13 protein-coding genes and 1 pseudogene are annotated in these 16,726 nt (G+C 54.3%); 2 read left to right on the top strand and 12 right to left on the bottom strand.

Features of this window, described 5'->3' with window-relative positions; all coding sequences use genetic code 11:
• Positions 1-60 precede the first annotated feature (60 nt).
• Together VRC33_RS19920 and bsmA are read left to right on the top strand one after the other, a co-directional pair.
• Positions 61-1,995, top strand: coding sequence for a Cache 3/Cache 2 fusion domain-containing protein (locus tag VRC33_RS19920; protein WP_338558709.1), 1,935 nt, complete (start codon positions 61-63; stop codon positions 1,993-1,995).
• A 54-nt stretch (positions 1,996-2,049) separates the two neighbouring features.
• The gene (gene bsmA / locus VRC33_RS19925) at positions 2,050-2,376 is read left to right on the top strand and encodes a biofilm peroxide resistance protein BsmA (RefSeq protein ID WP_338558713.1); all 327 of its coding nucleotides are present in this window, start codon (positions 2,050-2,052) and stop codon (positions 2,374-2,376) included.
• On the opposite strand, the gene VRC33_RS19930 is transcribed toward bsmA, so the two are convergent.
• From VRC33_RS19930 to mutL, 12 genes and pseudogenes are all read right to left on the bottom strand, one after another.
• Positions 2,353-3,978, bottom strand: coding sequence for an isovaleryl-CoA dehydrogenase (locus VRC33_RS19930; RefSeq protein ID WP_338558715.1), 1,626 nt, complete (start codon positions 3,976-3,978; stop codon positions 2,353-2,355). The genes bsmA and VRC33_RS19930 overlap by 24 nt on opposite strands.
• 101 nt (positions 3,979-4,079) lie before the next feature.
• Positions 4,080-4,817, bottom strand: coding sequence for a 23S rRNA (guanosine(2251)-2'-O)-methyltransferase RlmB (gene rlmB, locus VRC33_RS19935; protein ID WP_338558717.1), 738 nt, complete (start codon positions 4,815-4,817; stop codon positions 4,080-4,082).
• An 11-nt stretch (positions 4,818-4,828) separates the two neighbouring features.
• Positions 4,829-7,336, bottom strand: coding sequence for a ribonuclease R (gene rnr, locus VRC33_RS19940; RefSeq protein ID WP_338558720.1), 2,508 nt, complete (start codon positions 7,334-7,336; stop codon positions 4,829-4,831).
• 19 nt (positions 7,337-7,355) lie between these two features.
• A complete protein-coding gene (gene nsrR / locus VRC33_RS19945) occupies positions 7,356-7,799 on the bottom strand; it encodes a nitric oxide-sensing transcriptional repressor NsrR (RefSeq protein WP_338558722.1) in 444 nt (147 codons plus the stop codon).
• Positions 7,800-7,989: 190 nt separating this feature from the next.
• A complete protein-coding gene (locus VRC33_RS19950; protein WP_338558724.1) occupies positions 7,990-9,288 on the bottom strand; it encodes an adenylosuccinate synthase in 1,299 nt (432 codons plus the stop codon).
• 97 nt (positions 9,289-9,385) lie between these two features.
• Positions 9,386-9,586: a DUF2065 domain-containing protein gene (locus VRC33_RS19955; RefSeq protein ID WP_338558726.1), complete on the bottom strand. Its 201-nt coding sequence runs from the start codon at positions 9,584-9,586 to the stop codon at positions 9,386-9,388.
• A 64-nt stretch (positions 9,587-9,650) separates the two neighbouring features.
• Positions 9,651-10,655 carry a protease modulator HflC gene (gene hflC, locus VRC33_RS19960; protein ID WP_338558728.1) on the bottom strand — a complete coding sequence of 335 codons (1,005 nt, stop codon included), beginning with the start codon at positions 10,653-10,655 and terminating at the stop codon, positions 9,651-9,653.
• Positions 10,656-10,658: 3 nt separating this feature from the next.
• Complete coding sequence (gene hflK, locus VRC33_RS19965) at positions 10,659-11,909, bottom strand: FtsH protease activity modulator HflK (protein WP_338558730.1); 1,251 nt, start codon at positions 11,907-11,909, stop codon at positions 10,659-10,661.
• A 70-nt stretch (positions 11,910-11,979) separates the two neighbouring features.
• A complete protein-coding gene (gene hflX / locus VRC33_RS19970; protein ID WP_338558732.1) occupies positions 11,980-13,260 on the bottom strand; it encodes a ribosome rescue GTPase HflX in 1,281 nt (426 codons plus the stop codon).
• Between the two features lie 199 nt (positions 13,261-13,459).
• Positions 13,460-13,768, bottom strand: a complete 309-nt coding sequence (gene hfq / locus VRC33_RS19975) for an RNA chaperone Hfq (RefSeq protein WP_338558734.1) — start codon at positions 13,766-13,768, stop codon at positions 13,460-13,462.
• 101 nt (positions 13,769-13,869) lie between these two features.
• Positions 13,870-14,819 (bottom strand): annotated as a pseudogene (miaA, locus tag VRC33_RS19980) (tRNA (adenosine(37)-N6)-dimethylallyltransferase MiaA).
• Entirely contained in the window at positions 14,812-16,713 is a 1,902-nt protein-coding gene (gene mutL / locus VRC33_RS19985; RefSeq protein WP_338564592.1) for a DNA mismatch repair endonuclease MutL, read from the bottom strand. The pseudogene miaA and the gene mutL overlap by 8 nt, the downstream one beginning before the upstream one ends.
• Positions 16,714-16,726 lie beyond the last annotated feature (13 nt).

Raw genomic sequence — 16,726 nt, forward strand, 5'->3', positions numbered from 1 at the left:
ATGTTTCACGAATGTTGCCGTTAACCGTTTCAAGCCCCCTAAACTTCTAACAGGCAAACCATGAATCTCATCGCTTTCCGACGCTGGAGCCTTGGCGTAAAGCTCTCAGTGATCACCTCATTTAGTGTCGCTGTGCTGTTCATCATTCTTACGCTGGCGCTCACCCAGAATGCTGCCAGACAACTCGAAACCCTGACTCAGGAAAATATGGATAACCAGGTCAGTGGCATAGGCGATATGGCCGCCATGTTTAACAGTACATTAAGTGAAGAGGTGGCTAACTACACCGCCCTTTTCCAGAGTTTCTTACCCAAGCGTTTTACGCTGGATGAGACTCAGCAAATTACCGTAGGAGCTGAACAGACTCCCACCTTACGGGCCGGGCTGAAAACCCTCAATCTGGACCAGGTGCTGGTTGATGATTTTCAGCAGCGCACCGGCGCCATTTCTACCATCTTCGTGCGGCTGGGCGATGACTTTGTGCGTGTCTCCACCTCGTTACGCAAAGAGAATGGCGAACGGGCTATCGGTACCCGTCTTGATCACATCAGCCCGGCCTGGAAGCCAGTGCAGAAGGGCGAAATTTATCAGGGTGTGAGTATGCTGTTCGGCAAGCGCTACATCACCCAATACCAGCCTGTTAAAGATGACAGTGGCAAGGTGATTGCCATTCTGTTTGTCGGTGTGGACATCAGCAAACAGTATGCTGAAATCCGCCAGAAAGTACTGGATAAGAAACTGGGGGAGACCGGTCACTTTGTCGTGCTGGATAAAGCGGCAGGCAAAAACCACGGTAACTTCGTGTTCCACAACACGGCAGAAGGCAAAAAGCCTCGCTGGTCAGACGCCCTGCAGCAGCAGTTAATGAGCAGCGAAGCGGGAACGGTGGAAGCTCAGGGTGAAGAGGGAGAAACGCAAATTATGACCTGGCATCAGTTGCCAGAGTGGAACTGGGTCATCCTGGGCGAAGTCAACAAAGCCAGCCTGCTGGCACCGATCAAACAAACACGTAATATGTTCCTGTTGATTGGCGCCGCGCTGGTGCTGATCTTCGCGCTGGGGTTTGTTTTCGCCACCCGCAAATGGCTGAGCAAGCCACTGCAGGAAGTGATCGAACTGGCGCAACATTATTCAGCCGGTAATCTGCAGGCTACGCTAAGCACCCGACGTTATGATGAAGTAGGTCAGTTGATTACGGCTATCAACGGCATTGGCGATGGGCTGGAACGTATTGTCTCCCAGGTGCGTGAAGCGGCGCAGGAGATCAGCAACGGCACGGATGCCATCGCCATCAGCAGCGAGAATATCAGCGAGCAGATTTCCCGCCAGGCCAGCAGCGTGGAAGAGACCTCAGCCAGTATGGAACAGCTGAGCGCTACGGTTGCGCAGAATGCCGCGAATGTCTCGCAGGCCCTGACGCTGGTGGATGAGGCGGCCTCTGCCGTACAGAATGGAGGGGCAACCGTTTCCCGCTCTGTAGTGACGATGACCGATATTAAAAGTGCCTCGCAAAGCATTGCTGATATCACGCATGTCATTGAGTCCATTGCCTTCCAGACTAACATCCTGGCGTTGAACGCCGCCGTGGAAGCGGCACGAGCAGGCGAGCACGGTAAAGGCTTTGCCGTAGTAGCCGCAGAAGTTCGTGCTCTTGCCCAGCGCAGTGCACAGGCCGCCAAAGAAATTGATGGCCTGATCGAGAACTCGCTGAGTAAGGTGGTTCAGGGTCACGCCCTGTCTGAACAGACCCGCCAGGCAATGGAGGATATTGTTGGCCGTATCGGGCAGGTGAAGGTGCTGATGAGCGAAATCAATATCGCCTCGAAAGAGCAGTCCGCCGGCATCGGTCAGGTGAATATCGCCATGACGCAAATCGGCCAGGCGACGCATCAGAACACCGAACTGGTCTCCACCTCAGAAGAGACAGCCCAGGAGCTGAGCCGGAAAGGCCATCATCTTACGCATCTGGTCAGCGTATTTACGCTCAAAGGCTAAAAAACATGCCGGGATAGCTTACACTATGAGCTATCCCACCACTGAGATCACTCTATGAGCCGGTTACTGATTGTACTGTTTGTTACGCTGACCCTGGGCTGTAGCCAGTTGCAAACCCGGCCTGAGCCCCCTCCGCCTCCGACGTCTCAGGCCCAGGAAGTGACCCGCGCACAAAGCCTCAGCCTGACGGCCAGACTGGGGACGATCACCGTAACCGAACGCGGCTCACCCGACGATGCTGAACGCGCCATAGCGGCCAGAGCCAATGCGGCTGGTGCAACGTATTATTATATCCAGATGGTGAGTGAGACCGTTATGCCGGGCTTGTGGTATTCCTCCGCCATTCTTTATGGCCCGTCAACCGCCGGTGGCACGCAATAACAGGCGGGCCGCCACGCTTTCTGGCAGGCGGGACTGCCCCCGCCGGTCCAGCATCTGAGCACACCAGGCATCCGCCAGCCCGGGTTCCAGATGCGTCATCACCTGGACACCACTGGCTAACGCCAGGAGACCTTCACTAATCTGTCGGGCCTGAGCTTCCTGCGGTCTTCGTAATCTTAATTTAGTTTGCCGCCACAACGTGTCGAAGTGGCGGTTAACTCCTTTGACCTCGTCAAACTCAGCGGTAAGAAGATCCATCACACCAGGTTGTTTACTCAACACCCGCAGCACGTCCAGGCACATCACATTGCCGGATCCCTCCCAGATACTGTTGACCGGCATTTCACGGTAGAGGCGGGGCAGTTCGCTCTCTTCGCAATAGCCAATTCCTCCCAGCACCTCCATCGAATCGGCCACAAAACTCACCCCTCGCCTGCATACCCCATATTTAGCGGCGGGGGTAAAAAGTCGGCTGAATATTTTCCCTTCCTCACCGCCCTGTGACCAGGCACGGGCAAGGCGCATCAGCAAGGCCGTCTGACCCTCCAGCAACAAGGCCTGAGAGCACAACATCTGCCGCATCAGCGGTTGATCTACCAGATTCTTGCCCTGCACCTGGCGCTGATGCGCATGATACAGGGCGACGGAAAACGCGCGTCGCATCATGGCGTGGCTGCCGAGCGCACAGTCGAACCGGGTATAGCCTCCCATTTTAAGGATCTGCCTGATCCCCTCGCCCTCTTCCCCCAACAGCCAGCCGCTGGCCGCGAAAAATTCCACTTCACTGCTGGCGTTGGAACGGTTTCCCAGTTTCTCTTTCAGTCTTTCAATATGCACCGCATTACGCTCGCCACCAGGCAGCAGACGCGGCAGGAAAAAGCAGGATAAACCGCCTTTTGCCTGAGCCAGAACCAGATGAGCATCGCTTTGCGGAACGGAGAAAAACCACTTATGCCCGGTGAGGTGGTAACACTCGCCGTTACCGCGCGAGGCGACAGGCTCTGCACGAGTGGTATTACTTAACACATCCGTGCCTCCCTGCTTTTCTGTCATTCCCATGCCAATCAGCAGCCCTTTCTTCAGCGGCGCTTCCTGTAAATGGGCATCATAACGATCGGACATCAGCGGCTTGAGCCACTCCTGGAAAACGGCGGGAAGGTACTGCTGTAACAGCGGGATAGCGCCGAAAGTCATCGTCACCGGGCAGAGACTTCCCACCTCAACCTGGCCATGCAAAATAAAGCGGGCAGCACGGGCGATAAAGGCCGCCTCTGGTGCATTTTGCTGCCAGGGAAGATTATGGACACGGTTGGCACACAGGCCCTGCATCAGCAAATGCCAGGCAGGATGGAAACGCACGTCGTCCAGCCGTTCTCCGCAGGGATCGTAACGTAACAGTTCGGGAGGGTAGTTGTTGGCGAGCCTGCCCAGTTCCAGCGATTCTGCACTGCCCAGTTGCTGCCCTACTGAAGCCAGTAAATCACTGTCCCAGCCGGCGCCCTCACGCTGTACGGCTTCGCGCAGAGGAGTATCCGAAAGAAACAGATTGCTGTTAGCCAGCGGAAGCGGCTGATTAAAAACGGTATGCGTTTTCCAGTCCATAGCGGCATCCTTTTCATTAACACTCATTCAGTATGAGAGACAGAGAAGAACAGGCGAGAAATGGAGGGGAAATTCGGGGCGCAGGTCACGCCCCGGAGAAATTACTTACTGCTGCGCTGGCGTACCGCTTCGAACAGGCAGACGCCCGTTGCTACTGATACGTTCAGTGAAGAGACGCTACCTGCCATAGGAATACTGATTAGCTCATCACAATGCTCGCGGGTGAGACGGCGCATACCCTCTCCTTCCGCGCCCATCACCAGCGCCATTGGGCCGGTCATTTTGCTCTGATAAACAGTGTGGTCTGCCTCGCCTGCTGTGCCGACAATCCACACGTTGGCTTCCTGCAGCACGCGCATAGTTCTGGCGAGGTTAGTTACGGTGATCAACGGAACATGTTCTGCCGCCCCGCTGGCCACTTTTTTGGCCGTGGCATTTAACTGTGCCGAACGATCGCGTGGCACGATAACCGCATGAACACCTGCCGCATCTGCGCTACGTAAGCAGGCGCCCAGGTTATGCGGATCGGTAATACCATCCAGGATCAGCAGGAAAGGCGAATCCAGACTGGCCAGCAGATCCGGCAGATCATTTTCCTGATACTGACGGCCAGGTTTCACCCGCGCCACAATGCCCTGGTGCACGCCGCCTTCAACCTGGCTATCCAGCCACTGACGGCTGGCTACCTGCACCACAATGCCCTGTGCTTCCAGCTCTTTTACCAGCGGTTGCAGACGCTTGTCGTCACGCCCTTTAAGGATAAACACTTCCTGAAAGCGCTGAGGATTGCTGTCGAGCAGCGCCTTAACAGCGTGGAGTCCAAATACAATTTCACTCATTGATGTGTTACTCAAAAATTCATTTTAATGCCGGGGCAGAAGCCTTCTGCCCCAACAGGTTTAGGCTGAGGTATCAGTTTTTTCTTTGCCGCGCGACGTGACCGGGTTCCGGCCGCGATTTTACGGGTTTTATCAGAAGGTTTTCTCGGCTTCTTCTCTTTTTTCGCACCGGCTTCTTCTGCCGGGGCTGCCTGAGGTTTTGGCGCGCGGAAAGAACTGTCAGGCTCAAAGTTAGCCTTTTTACTCTGATCGCGACGGCGCTTGCCGCTGTTCTGAGAAGCGGGCTTCTTGGCGCGATCGCGTTCGGTTTTGCCTTCGCCACGAGGTTTACGGCTGCTGGAGATCATCGCAAAATCAATCTTGCGCTCATCCATATGCACAGCGTCAACGCGAACTTCTACGGTATCGCCCAGGCGGTAGGTTTTACCGCTGGATTCGCCGATCAGACGCTGACCCACCGCATCAAAGCGGTAATAGTCATTGTCCAGCGTGGAGACGTGTACCAGACCATCAATGAACAGATCGGTCAGGCGAACAAAGAAGCCAAAGCCGGTGACACTGGAGATAACACCGGAGAAGCTTTCTCCAACATGATCCTGCATAAAGTCACATTTCAGCCAGTCCGCAACATCACGGGTCGCTTCATCTGCCCGACGCTCGGTCATGGAACAGTGCTGGCCCAGTTGCAGCATTTGCTGCATCTCGTAATGGTAGCCACCGGTCGGCGTAGTGGTGCCCTGCAGCGTACCGTTCTCTTTTGCCAGCAGATACTTAATTGCGCGGTGCAGCAGCAGGTCCGGATAGCGGCGAATTGGCGAGGTGAAGTGCGCATATGACGCCAGTGCCAGACCGAAGTGGCCCCGGTTCTCCGGATCATAAACCGCCTGCTTCATGGAGCGCAGCAGCATGGTTTGCAACATTTCAGCATCAGGACGGCTGGAGATTTGCGTCAGCAATTCTGCGTAATCCAGCGGATGCGGCTTGTTACCACCGCCCAGCGTCAGGCCCAGCTCGTTCAGAACGGAGCGGAAGCTTTTGATATTTTCTTCGCCAGGACGATCGTGATCGCGGAACAGGGCCGGCTCGTTGTTTTTCTCAACATAACGAGCGGAGGCGATGTTCGCCAGGATCATGCACTCTTCAATCAGTTTGTGTGCATCGTTACGGGAAACCTGCTCAACACGCTCAATGCGGCGATCGGCGTTGAAGACAAATTTGGCTTCATCGGTTTCGAAAGAGATACCGCCGCGCTGCTCGCGAGACTTTTCCAGCACCAGATACATACGGTGCAGCTCTTCCAGGTCTTTTACCAGTGGCTGATACTGTTCACGCAGCTCCTGGTTACCCTGAAGGATGCTCCACACTTTGTTGTAAGTCAGACGCGCCCAGGAGTTCATCACCGCTTCGTAGTGCTTGTAGCCGGTCAGCTTACCGGTAGCAGAGATGGTCATCTCACAGACCATACAGAGGCGGTCTACCTGCGGGTTCAGTGAACAGAGTCCGTTAGAAAGCACCTCTGGCAGCATCGGGATAACCTGAGAGGGGAAGTAAACTGAAGTTCCACGGTTTACCGCCTCATCATCCAGCGGTGTGCCCGGACGAACGTAGTAGCTGACATCAGCAATGGCTACATACAGACGCCAGCCGCCGCCCCGTTTTCTTTCACAGAACACAGCATCATCGAAGTCGCGGGCATCTTCACCGTCAATGGTGACCAGCGGCAGATCGCGGAGATCCACACGGCCTTTTTTAGCTTCTTCCGGCACTTCTTCTTTCAGACTGGCAATCTGGCGCTCCAGTTCTGGGGACCAGGAGTGGGGGATATCATGAGTACGCAGGGCCATTTCAACGGCCATCCCTGTGCCCATATTGTCGCCCAGCACTTCCACCACTTTGCCCACGGCTTTACTGCGGCGGGTAGGACGCTGAACCAGCTCCACCACGACCACGAAGCCCATGCGGGCACCCATCAGCTCTTCCGCCGGGATCAGAATATCGAAGCTCAGACGACTGTCGTCAGGGACCACAAAACCCACACCAGCTTCGGTAAAGTAGCGTCCGACGATCTGATTGTTACGTGGCTCAAGCACACGAACCACGCGCGCTTCACGGCGGCCTTTACGGTCAGCACCCATGGCCTGTGCCAGGATAACATCACCATGCATGCACATTTTCATCTGTTCAGCAGAGAGATAGAGATCGTCTTTACTGCCCTCAATACGCAGGAAACCGAAGCCATCACGGTGGCCGATCACCTTTCCGCGTAGCAGGTCCAGACGTTCTGGCAGGGCATAACACTGGCGGCGGGTGAAGACCAGCTGGCCATCACGCTCCATAGCGCGCAACCGGCGGCGTAACGCCTCGGTTTGCTCTTCGCCAGAGATAGAAAGTTCGTCAGCCAGCTCTTCGCGGCTGGCAGGTTTTTCGCGTTTATCCAGGTGAGCCAGAATAAATTCGCGACTGGGAATGGGGTTGTCGTATTTCTCAGCTTCCCGTTCCTTAAAAGGATCTTTTGACATAGCGGTTCCTCCGTTGTCATCAATTGCTTAGTGAAGGTCTTTCCACAAGCAATAATTTGTAGAGCGGATGGTTATCTTTCAGCAAATCTTCCAGCGTGTAGCCATCCAGCACGGCCAGAAAACTCTGTACCGCATCGTGCAGCGCCTTCTTCAGGCGGCAGGCTGAAGTGATGTGGCAAAAATCGGAGTGACAGTTCACCAACTGAAGCGGTTCCATATCACGTACGACCTGACCGATCACGATTTCCCGGGCGGGTTTACCTAAGCGGATCCCGCCGTTTTTGCCGCGCACGGCAGCCACATAGCCAGCCCGACTAAGCTGATTGATTATTTTAACCATATGATTACGTGAGACACCGTAAGCCTCTGTTACTTCGGTGATGCTGGTCTGCTGCCCTTCAGGCAATGCAGCCAGGTAAATCAACGCACGTAAACCATAGTCGGTAAAGCTCGTTAGCTGCACAGTTACCTCGGAAGCATGACTAACGCCAGAAGCGCTGCCGTAATCCGCTCAAAAATGAGAATGTTATCAATGATGATAAACCAGCCTCTGCAATTGAGGCCATTTATTTAAGCAAGTGTTGATAATGTGAAAAAAGGCGGGAAGCACGGGCGGGTAGAGTAAGGCCGGGCAATGCCCGGCCTGAGATAACTTATGCGTCAAATGGGTCACGCAGGATCATCGTCTCGCTACGATCCGGACCGGTAGAGATAATGTCTATCGGAACACCGGTTACTTCTTCTACACGCTTGATGTAATCGCGCGCTGCCTGCGGCAGGCCTTCCAGCGTTTTTACGCCGAAGGTCGTTTCAGACCAGCCAGGCATGCTTTCGTAGATCGGCTCAATACCTTCCCAGCCTTCTGCTGCCAGCGGCGTGGTGGTCACTTCTCGGCCATCAGGCATGCGGTAAGCAACACAAATTTTCACTTCTTTCAGGCCATCCAGCACGTCCAGTTTGGTCATGCAGAAGCCGGAAAGGGAGTTGATCTGTACGGCACGGCGAACAGCAACCGCATCCAGCCAGCCGCAACGACGGCGACGGCCAGTAGTGGCACCGAACTCGTTACCCTGCTTGCACAGGAACTCGCCCGTTTCGTCGAACAGCTCAGTCGGGAAAGGACCTGCACCCACGCGGGTGGAGTAAGCCTTCACGATGCCCAGCACGTAATCGACATAACGAGGACCGATACCTGAACCTGTTGCCACGCCACCTGCAGTGGTGTTGGAAGAGGTCACGTACGGATAAGTCCCGTGGTCGATATCCAGCAGCGTACCCTGAGCACCTTCAAACATGATCAGGTCGCCACGTTGACGCGCGCCGTCCAGCAGTTCAGAAACATCCACTACCATGCCGGTCAGGATGTCGGCAATAGCCATCACATCGCTCAGCACTTTATCGTAGTCTACCGCTTCTTCTTTGTAGTAGTTCACCAGCTGGAAGTTGTGATATTCCATTACTTCTTTCAGTTTGGCGGCGAAGGTTTCCTTGTTGAACAGGTCACCCACACGCAGGCCACGGCGGGCTACTTTATCTTCGTAGGCCGGGCCGATACCACGACCCGTGGTGCCGATTGCTTTCGCGCCGCGAGCTTTCTCACGCGCAACATCCAGCGCCACATGGTATTCAAGAATCAGCGGACAGGCTTCAGAAATAAACAGACGTTCACGTACCGGGAAGCCGCGATCTTCCAGACCTTTCATCTCTTTCATCAGCGCAGCAGGAGACAGCACCACACCGTTGCCGATGATGCTGGTCACGTTATCACGCAGAATACCTGATGGAATTAAGTGGAGGACGGTTTTCTCACCGTTGATGACTAGCGTATGGCCAGCGTTATGGCCGCCCTGATAACGAACAACGTATTTTGCACGTTCAGTCAGGAGGTCAACAATCTTACCTTTACCTTCGTCACCCCATTGGGTGCCCAGTACGACGACGTTCTTACCCATTTCTCAAAATCACCGATTGCTTAAAAATGGATTCTACCACCGTAAAATCCGTCTTTCAGCTCTTTTAGCATACGATTGCGTACTTTTTTCCCGAAATTTAACTGCCGCTGTGTGCGCTTATCATGTAGTAGATAACCGCTCCTGCCACCACAAGGCCACCGCCAAAACGACGAAGCAGGGTATCAGGCAGTTGGGTCATCGATGAAATCATCCGGCGCCAGATGCGCGGCAGCAGCATCGGGCCCAGACCCTCTAAAACCAGCACCAGCGCCAGTGCCATCCAAATGGTTGGGTTCATTGTGTTTTCCACCAGAACAAAAAAAGGGGCCGGAATATCCGGCCCCTGGTTTTATAACAGATTCTTAGCGTGTGGCGTTAGAAGGCGATTTCATAAAGCGGAAGAAATCGCTGTCCGGGCTCAACACCATTACATCCTGGTTGCTGTTGAAGCTGTTTTCATAGGCACGCAGGCTACGGATAAAGGCGTAGAAGTCTGGATCCTGGCTGAACGCATCAGCAAACAGTTTCGCCGCTTCGGCATCCCCTTCACCCTGAGTGATCAACGCCTGACGACGAGCTTCCGCCAGAGTACGTTCAACCTCATAGTCTGCCTGCGCTCTCACCTTCGCGGCTTCTTCCGCACCCTGAGCACGCTGGCTACGGGCTACGGACTCACGCTCGGCACGCATACGGGCATAGATCGCATCAGAAACTTCAGTTGGCAGGTTGATCTGCTTGATGCGCACATCCACCACCTGAATACCCAGCGCCGCCATACTGTTCGGATTGATAGCGGGTTCATTACCCGTCGTCTCACGCTCTACGCGGGCTGCTGCAGAGGCAATAGCATCATCTGCTGCTGGCGTGGCTAATTCATCGTCCTGACCAGCACTACCGGTGTTCAACGCATCACGCACATCCGTGGTCAGACGGCCGCGGGAATCGGTGACGATATCCTTAACGTCCAGGCGACCAATTTCAGAACGGAGACGGTCACTGAACTTACGTTTCAGCAGCACTTCAGCTTGAGACACGTCACCGCCGCCAGTAGCGAGGTAGTAACGGCTGAAGTCGCTGATACGCCATTTGATATAAGAATCAACGATCAGGTCTTTCTTCTCTTTGGTGACGAAACGGTCAGCCTGGTTATCCATAGTCTGGATACGGGCATCCAGCGACTTCACAGATTCCAGGAACGGGATCTTGAAGTGCAGACCTGGCGCATAAACCAGCGGCTTGTTTTCGTCATCGCGCAGGACCTTACCGAAGCGCATCACAATGCCGCGCTGGCCTTCCTGTACCACAAACAGTGACGCGTACAGCACCACCAGCACAACAATCAATACTACGATTAATGGCTTACGCATCGCTTACTCTCTCCCTTCGCGCTGGGTATCGTTACGCTGAGCATTTACCCGGCGCTGATCCATGATGTCGTCCGGACTGAACGACGAACTGCCCGTGGCGCGGTCATTGTTACTGCCCGACGCTGGAGGCATACGCAGTAAACTGCTGCCGCCATCACGGCTGTTGCCAGTAGCTCCGCCAGACTGGCCACGCATGATCTGGTCCAGTGGCAGCACCATCAGGCTGTTGCCTTTGTCGTTAACCAGCACTTTACGGGTATGACCCAGCACGCGTTCCATGGTTTCGATATAGAGACGTTCACGGGTAATCTGCGGCGCAGCTTTATACTCCGGCAGGATACGCGCAAAGCTGTCTACTTCACCCTGGGCTTCCAGAGTGACACGGGCTTTATACGCACGGGATTTTTCTAAAATTCCCTGCGCATCACCACGTGCACGAGGCAGTTTGTCATTCGCGTAAGCTTCTGCTTCACGAACTGACTGCTCACGGTTTTCACGGGCGGCAATGGCATCATCGAAGGAGGCTTTCACGTCTTCCGGTGGACGTGCCGTCTGGAAGTTAACGTCCAGCAGCGTGATCCCCATATCGTACGGACGAATGGTCTCTTCCAGCTCGCGCTGAGTATCGCTACGCACCACGGTACGGCCTTCAGTCAGAATGCGATCCATCGTTGAGCGGCCAATGACGCCACGCAGAGCACTGTCTGTGGCCTGACGCAGGCTGTCATCTGCGCTGGTGACAGCAAACAGATAACGCTCAGGGTTGGTCACCCGGTACTGCACGTTCATTTCGACGCGCACGACGTTTTCGTCAGAAGTCAGCATGGTGCCGGAAGCGGAAAGCTCGCGGACTGCTTCAACGTTCACCGCACGAACCTGATCGATGAAAGTCGGTTTCCAGTTCAGGCCTGGCTCAACCAGATGGCTGAATTTACCAAAGCGTGTTACCACACCGCGCTCAGCTTCTTTGATAGTGTAGAAACCACTCCCGGCCCAAATCACTACCGCTGCCACAGCAACAATACCGATCAGACGACCACTGCGGCCTGGCGTACGCTGCCCGCCGTTGTTATCGTTTTTACCACCACCGCCAAAACCGCCAAGCTTTTTGCTCAGCTTACGAAAAATATCATCCAAATCAGGAGGCCCCTTATCGCGCCCTCCCTTATTTCCCCCAGAGTTGCCGCCTTGATTATTGCTGCTTCCCCACGGGTCGCGGTCCTGTCCGTTATTCCCGGGCTGATTCCACGCCATGTTTATACTCCATATAATTGTGTGTGCGGTGGTATCCCAAGGCCGGGATACGCGTGTCAGGCAAAATCAGTTAAATAATGTAATCCACCAGCTCCGGCTCCTGTTTACACAGACGGTGCCAGTCAACGATCGGCATACGTATAATCAAACCTACGCTACCATCGTCCTCATTCCACTCTTTTTCTATCGCCTGAAGCTGATAAAAACGGCTACGTAACCGCCCTGCTTCTGGCGGCAGACGTAATTCATGCTGCGCAATTTCACCCGCCAGCCGCTCGGTCAGCGCCTGGAACAGCAGTGAAATGCCTTCCCCTGTCTGGGCTGAAAGCCAGACACGGACCGGTAAATTTTCTTCATCACGATCGATACGTGGAACAAAATCTTCCAGCATGTCGATTTTGTTCATGACCTGAAGCGTTGGGATCTCATCGGACTCGATCTCTTCCAGCACTTCTTCCACCGCTTCGATATTTTCATCGACACGCAAATCCGCAGCGTCAATAACATGAATCAGCAGCGTGGCCTGACGAGTTTCCTGCAGCGTGGCTTTAAACGCGGCGACCAGGTCATGTGGCAAATGGCGAATGAAGCCTACGGTGTCAGCCAGCACCACTTCGCCCACATCACGAACATCAATCCGACGCAGCGTCGGATCAAGGGTGGCGAAGAGCTGGTTGGCGACATAGACATCCGCCGAAGTAATACGGTTAAACAAAGTGGATTTGCCGGCGTTGGTATAGCCTACCAGCGACAATGTCGGCACATCAGCTTTGTTACGCGCCTGACGGCCCTGATCGCGTTGCTTTTCAACCCGTTCAAGCCGCGAAAGAATTAAAGTAATGCGGTTACGCAGTAAACGGCGGTCCGTTTCAAGCTGCGTTTCACCCGGACCACGTAAACCTATCCCACCTTTCTGACGCTCTAAGTGGGTCCAGCCACGGACAAGACGCGTGGCAAGATGGCGAAGCTGTGCCAGCTCCACCTGCAATTTACCTTCATGGGTACGGGCGCGCTGGGCAAAAATATCCAGGATAAGACCGGTACGATCGATGACGCGGCATTCGCAAAGGGCTTCCAGATTACGCTCCTGCGCCGGGCTAAGGGCGTGATCGAACAACACCACTGTAGCGCCACTGGCTTTAACGGCCTCTGCTATTTCAACTGCCTTTCCTTCACCGACGAAATATTTGGGATGGGGGGCTTTCCGGCTGCCGGTAATCACACGCAGCGCTTCAACACCCGCAGAAGAGACCAGGGTTTCGAATTCCTGCAAATCTTCCATATCCCGGTCTTGGGAAAAATAGATGTGTACTAATACGGCCTGCTCACCGGCATCATAACGGTCAAACAAACTAAAACCTCTCAGAACCTTATTAAACCTGCGACACGGATGGGCGTACTGCGTGAATATCAGATTTTAAATGCACGCCCATAAAAGGGCGGCGATTTTTTGCGCGAGCTGGCCTCGCTATCCGGCGAAGAGCAGTTCGGGCTGATTGCCAGGACGGGGAACCTGAACGAACAGCTTCCCCGTCCTGAAAGAGCAGTGATTACTCTGCGTCGTCACTCTCTTGCTGAGGCTGAGTAGAAGCCCCCTGGTTACTGCCGTGATGATAGTTGCTGCTTCCGCCACCCGCATTGTTGCTATGGTGGGAGACCGGACGGGACGGAACAACAGTCGAGATAGCGTGTTTGTACACCATCTGGCTAACAGTGTTCTTCAATAAAATTACAAATTGATCAAACGACTCGATCTGACCCTGCAGTTTGATACCATTAACCAAATAAATCGAAACCGGAACACGTTCACGACGCAGCGCGTTTAAGAACGGATCTTGCAATGATTGCCCCTTAGCCATTCTATCTTTTCCTTATATGCTTGTTGTTTACTACTTAAGAGCATGAACGCTCTGAAAACTGCGTAAAAATTTGCGCACGATAACGCACTAATTGTACACAATCACCCAGGCTTCGCACTAAGAACCTGTAACAGGGTCTCGCGGGCTGCTTCGGGTTGTTCGCTGTCAAGCCAGTGAACATCCTTCCAGCCACGCAACCATGTTATCTGCCGTTTAGCCAACTGCCGGGTCGCGCAAATTCCCCGATAAACCATGTCATCGTAATCGATTTCACCAGCCAGAAATGACCACATCTGGCGATAACCGACACAACGAATGGAAGGCATGTCCGTATGCAAATCACCTCGTGCGTATAACGCCCGAGCCTCCGCTTCAAATCCTGAGGCTAACATCTGCTGAAAACGCAGTTCAATACGTTGATGAATGACTTCGCGTTGCTGAGGTGCAATCGCGAACTGGACAACATCGTATGGCAGCGCTTCGCCAGAAGTTTTAGTCAGTTCCGTTAAAGTTTTACCCGAAATAAAAAAACTTCCAGTGCTCGCGAGAGTCTCTGGGGATCATTCGGATGAATACGATTTCCCGCAACGGGATCTATCTCACATAATTGACGGTGAAGGGCATCCCAACCCAGTTCACTCGCCTGTTGCTCAATACGCTGACGCACTTCCGGATCGGCCGGGGGCAACGGCGACAATCCTTCAAGCAAAGCCTTGTAATAGAGCATGGTGCCACCAACAAGCAACGGAATACGACCGCTTTGGGTAATCTCCGCCATTTCTGCCAGCGCATCCCGACGAAATTCTGCGGCGGAGTAGGCCTCAGAAGGGTCGCGGATGTCCAGTAAACGATGGGGCGCAAGCTGCCGTTCTTCTGCGGAAGGTTTGGCTGTGCCAATATCCATACCGCGATAAATCAGAGCGGAATCAACGCTTATCAACTCAACCGGTAGCGTCTGACGTAATGAAATTGCCAGAGCGGTTTTACCGGAAGCCGTTGGCCCCATCAAAAATATTGCCTTTGGCCGGCCAGCCTTGGATGTTTCACTCATGCTTCAGGGCGTTCATCGCCAGTTCAATATCGATGTGCTGTAATAATCCAGAAGGTGGCGACTTCATTAACTGCGGACAAAGCCTTTCAACTTCGGCCAGCAATGCAATCGCCTGCGAGTGATTCCAGTGCGGAAGTTCTGCTACCGAATGACGCGCTAACCATTGCGCCACCTGCGTTGCGGAGACATCCTGCTGCCGGGCGAGATAGCCTAACAGTTCTGGAATCAAGTTTTGTAAATTTTGTTGGCGTAATGGTAAAGGTACACCGCGTAGGGTCACATGATGGGCATCAGCCTGCAACTCTATCCCCATCTTGATTAGCAGCCTGGCATGCTGGCCGACGGCCTCACGCTCTGGCTTATCCATTTTAACCCGAACCGGAATTAATAACGGCTGCGATTTGAGCCCCTCTTCGCCCGGATCTAACTGCGCCTGCTTCAGCCAACGCTCGGCCACTGGCAGGTTGATCAGTGCCAGTCTTCCGGTGACCTCCAGCAGGGCAAAATGGTCCTGTATCACCGTCAGGACCCGACCAAAACTTTGGCTATGGCCACTCAGAGGTGGCTCATTAACCTGGGCGGCAGGCTCGCGGACTTTGGGGGTTTCCGGCGTCCGTAACAGTTGCTGATAGACCTTGCCTTCTTTCTTCTGATAAACAGGCGCCTGATGCTGCCAGTTTGCACCAGAAGCGGCACTGCTTCCTCCTCCGGAGCGGGAGGCAGGCGTTGAACGCTCCCCTGCTCCTGAAAAAGAGGCCGCTGTTGAACTGCCTCCAGCGCCAGGGGTTTTCGCTGGCGCTGGCACAGAGAAGTGATTGCTGCCCGCCGCCTGACGATTTTCAGGCTGCCAGCGCTCAGCAGGCGCAGCTGAGTCAACCGCAGGCAGGGTTTCAACTCCTGTTTCCTGCAGCACGCTGACCACGCCCTGATAGATAAAATCGTGCACCAGTCGTGACTGATGAAAACGAACTTCATGTTTGGCCGGATGAACATTGACATCCACCTGATGCGGATCGATTTCCAGATAGAGCACGTAGGCTGGCTGGTGGGAATCGCCGAGCTTGTCCTGATACGCCTGACGAATAGCATGATTGATCAGACGATCGCGCATCATGCGCCCATTCACATAGCAATATTGCAAATCTGTGATCGCACGGGACCCTGCCGGGTCGGCAACCCATCCCCGCAGAGTCAGATCACCATGCTGCCACTCTATTTCCAGCGCATGATTGAGGAAAGAGGCACCACAGATCGCCCCCAGTCTTTTCTCACGCTGGCTGATTTCCGTCACGCCACGATACTGACGGATCAGCTTACCGTTGTGGGTCAGCGAAAATGCCACGTCAAATCGCGCCAGCGCAATGCGGCGGATAATTTCATCAATATGGGTGAATTCGGTTTTTTCGGTGCGCATGAATTTGCGCCTGGCTGGCGTGTTATAAAACAGATCCAGCACTTCCAGCGTGGTGCCCACAGGGTGCGCTGCCGGCTTCAGCGTGACCGCCATATCGCGCCCTTCCGCATAGGCCTGCCAGGCTTCAGTCTGCGCTTCAGTGCGCGACGTCAGTGTAAGCCTTGCAACCGAGCTGATACTGGCCAGCGCCTCCCCGCGAAAACCCAGGCTCATAATGGCCTCAAGATCGTCCAGCGAAGTGATTTTGCTGGTCGCATGGCGGGCCAGCGCCATCGACAATTCGTCCTTACCGATGCCGCTGCCGTTATCGCGGATGCGGATCAGCTTAGCGCCGCCCTTATCGATTTCAATATCAATACGCGTGGCCCCGGCGTCCAGGCTGTTTTCCACCAGCTCCTTGACTACCGATGCTGGCCGCTCCACCACTTCACCAGCAGCTATCTGGTTAGCAAGCTGGGGAGGCAAGACCTGAATCGGCATAAGAATTCCTTGA

Source organism: Erwinia sp. E_sp_B01_1 (genome assembly GCF_036865545.1).
GTDB lineage: Bacteria > Pseudomonadota > Gammaproteobacteria > Enterobacterales > Enterobacteriaceae > Erwinia.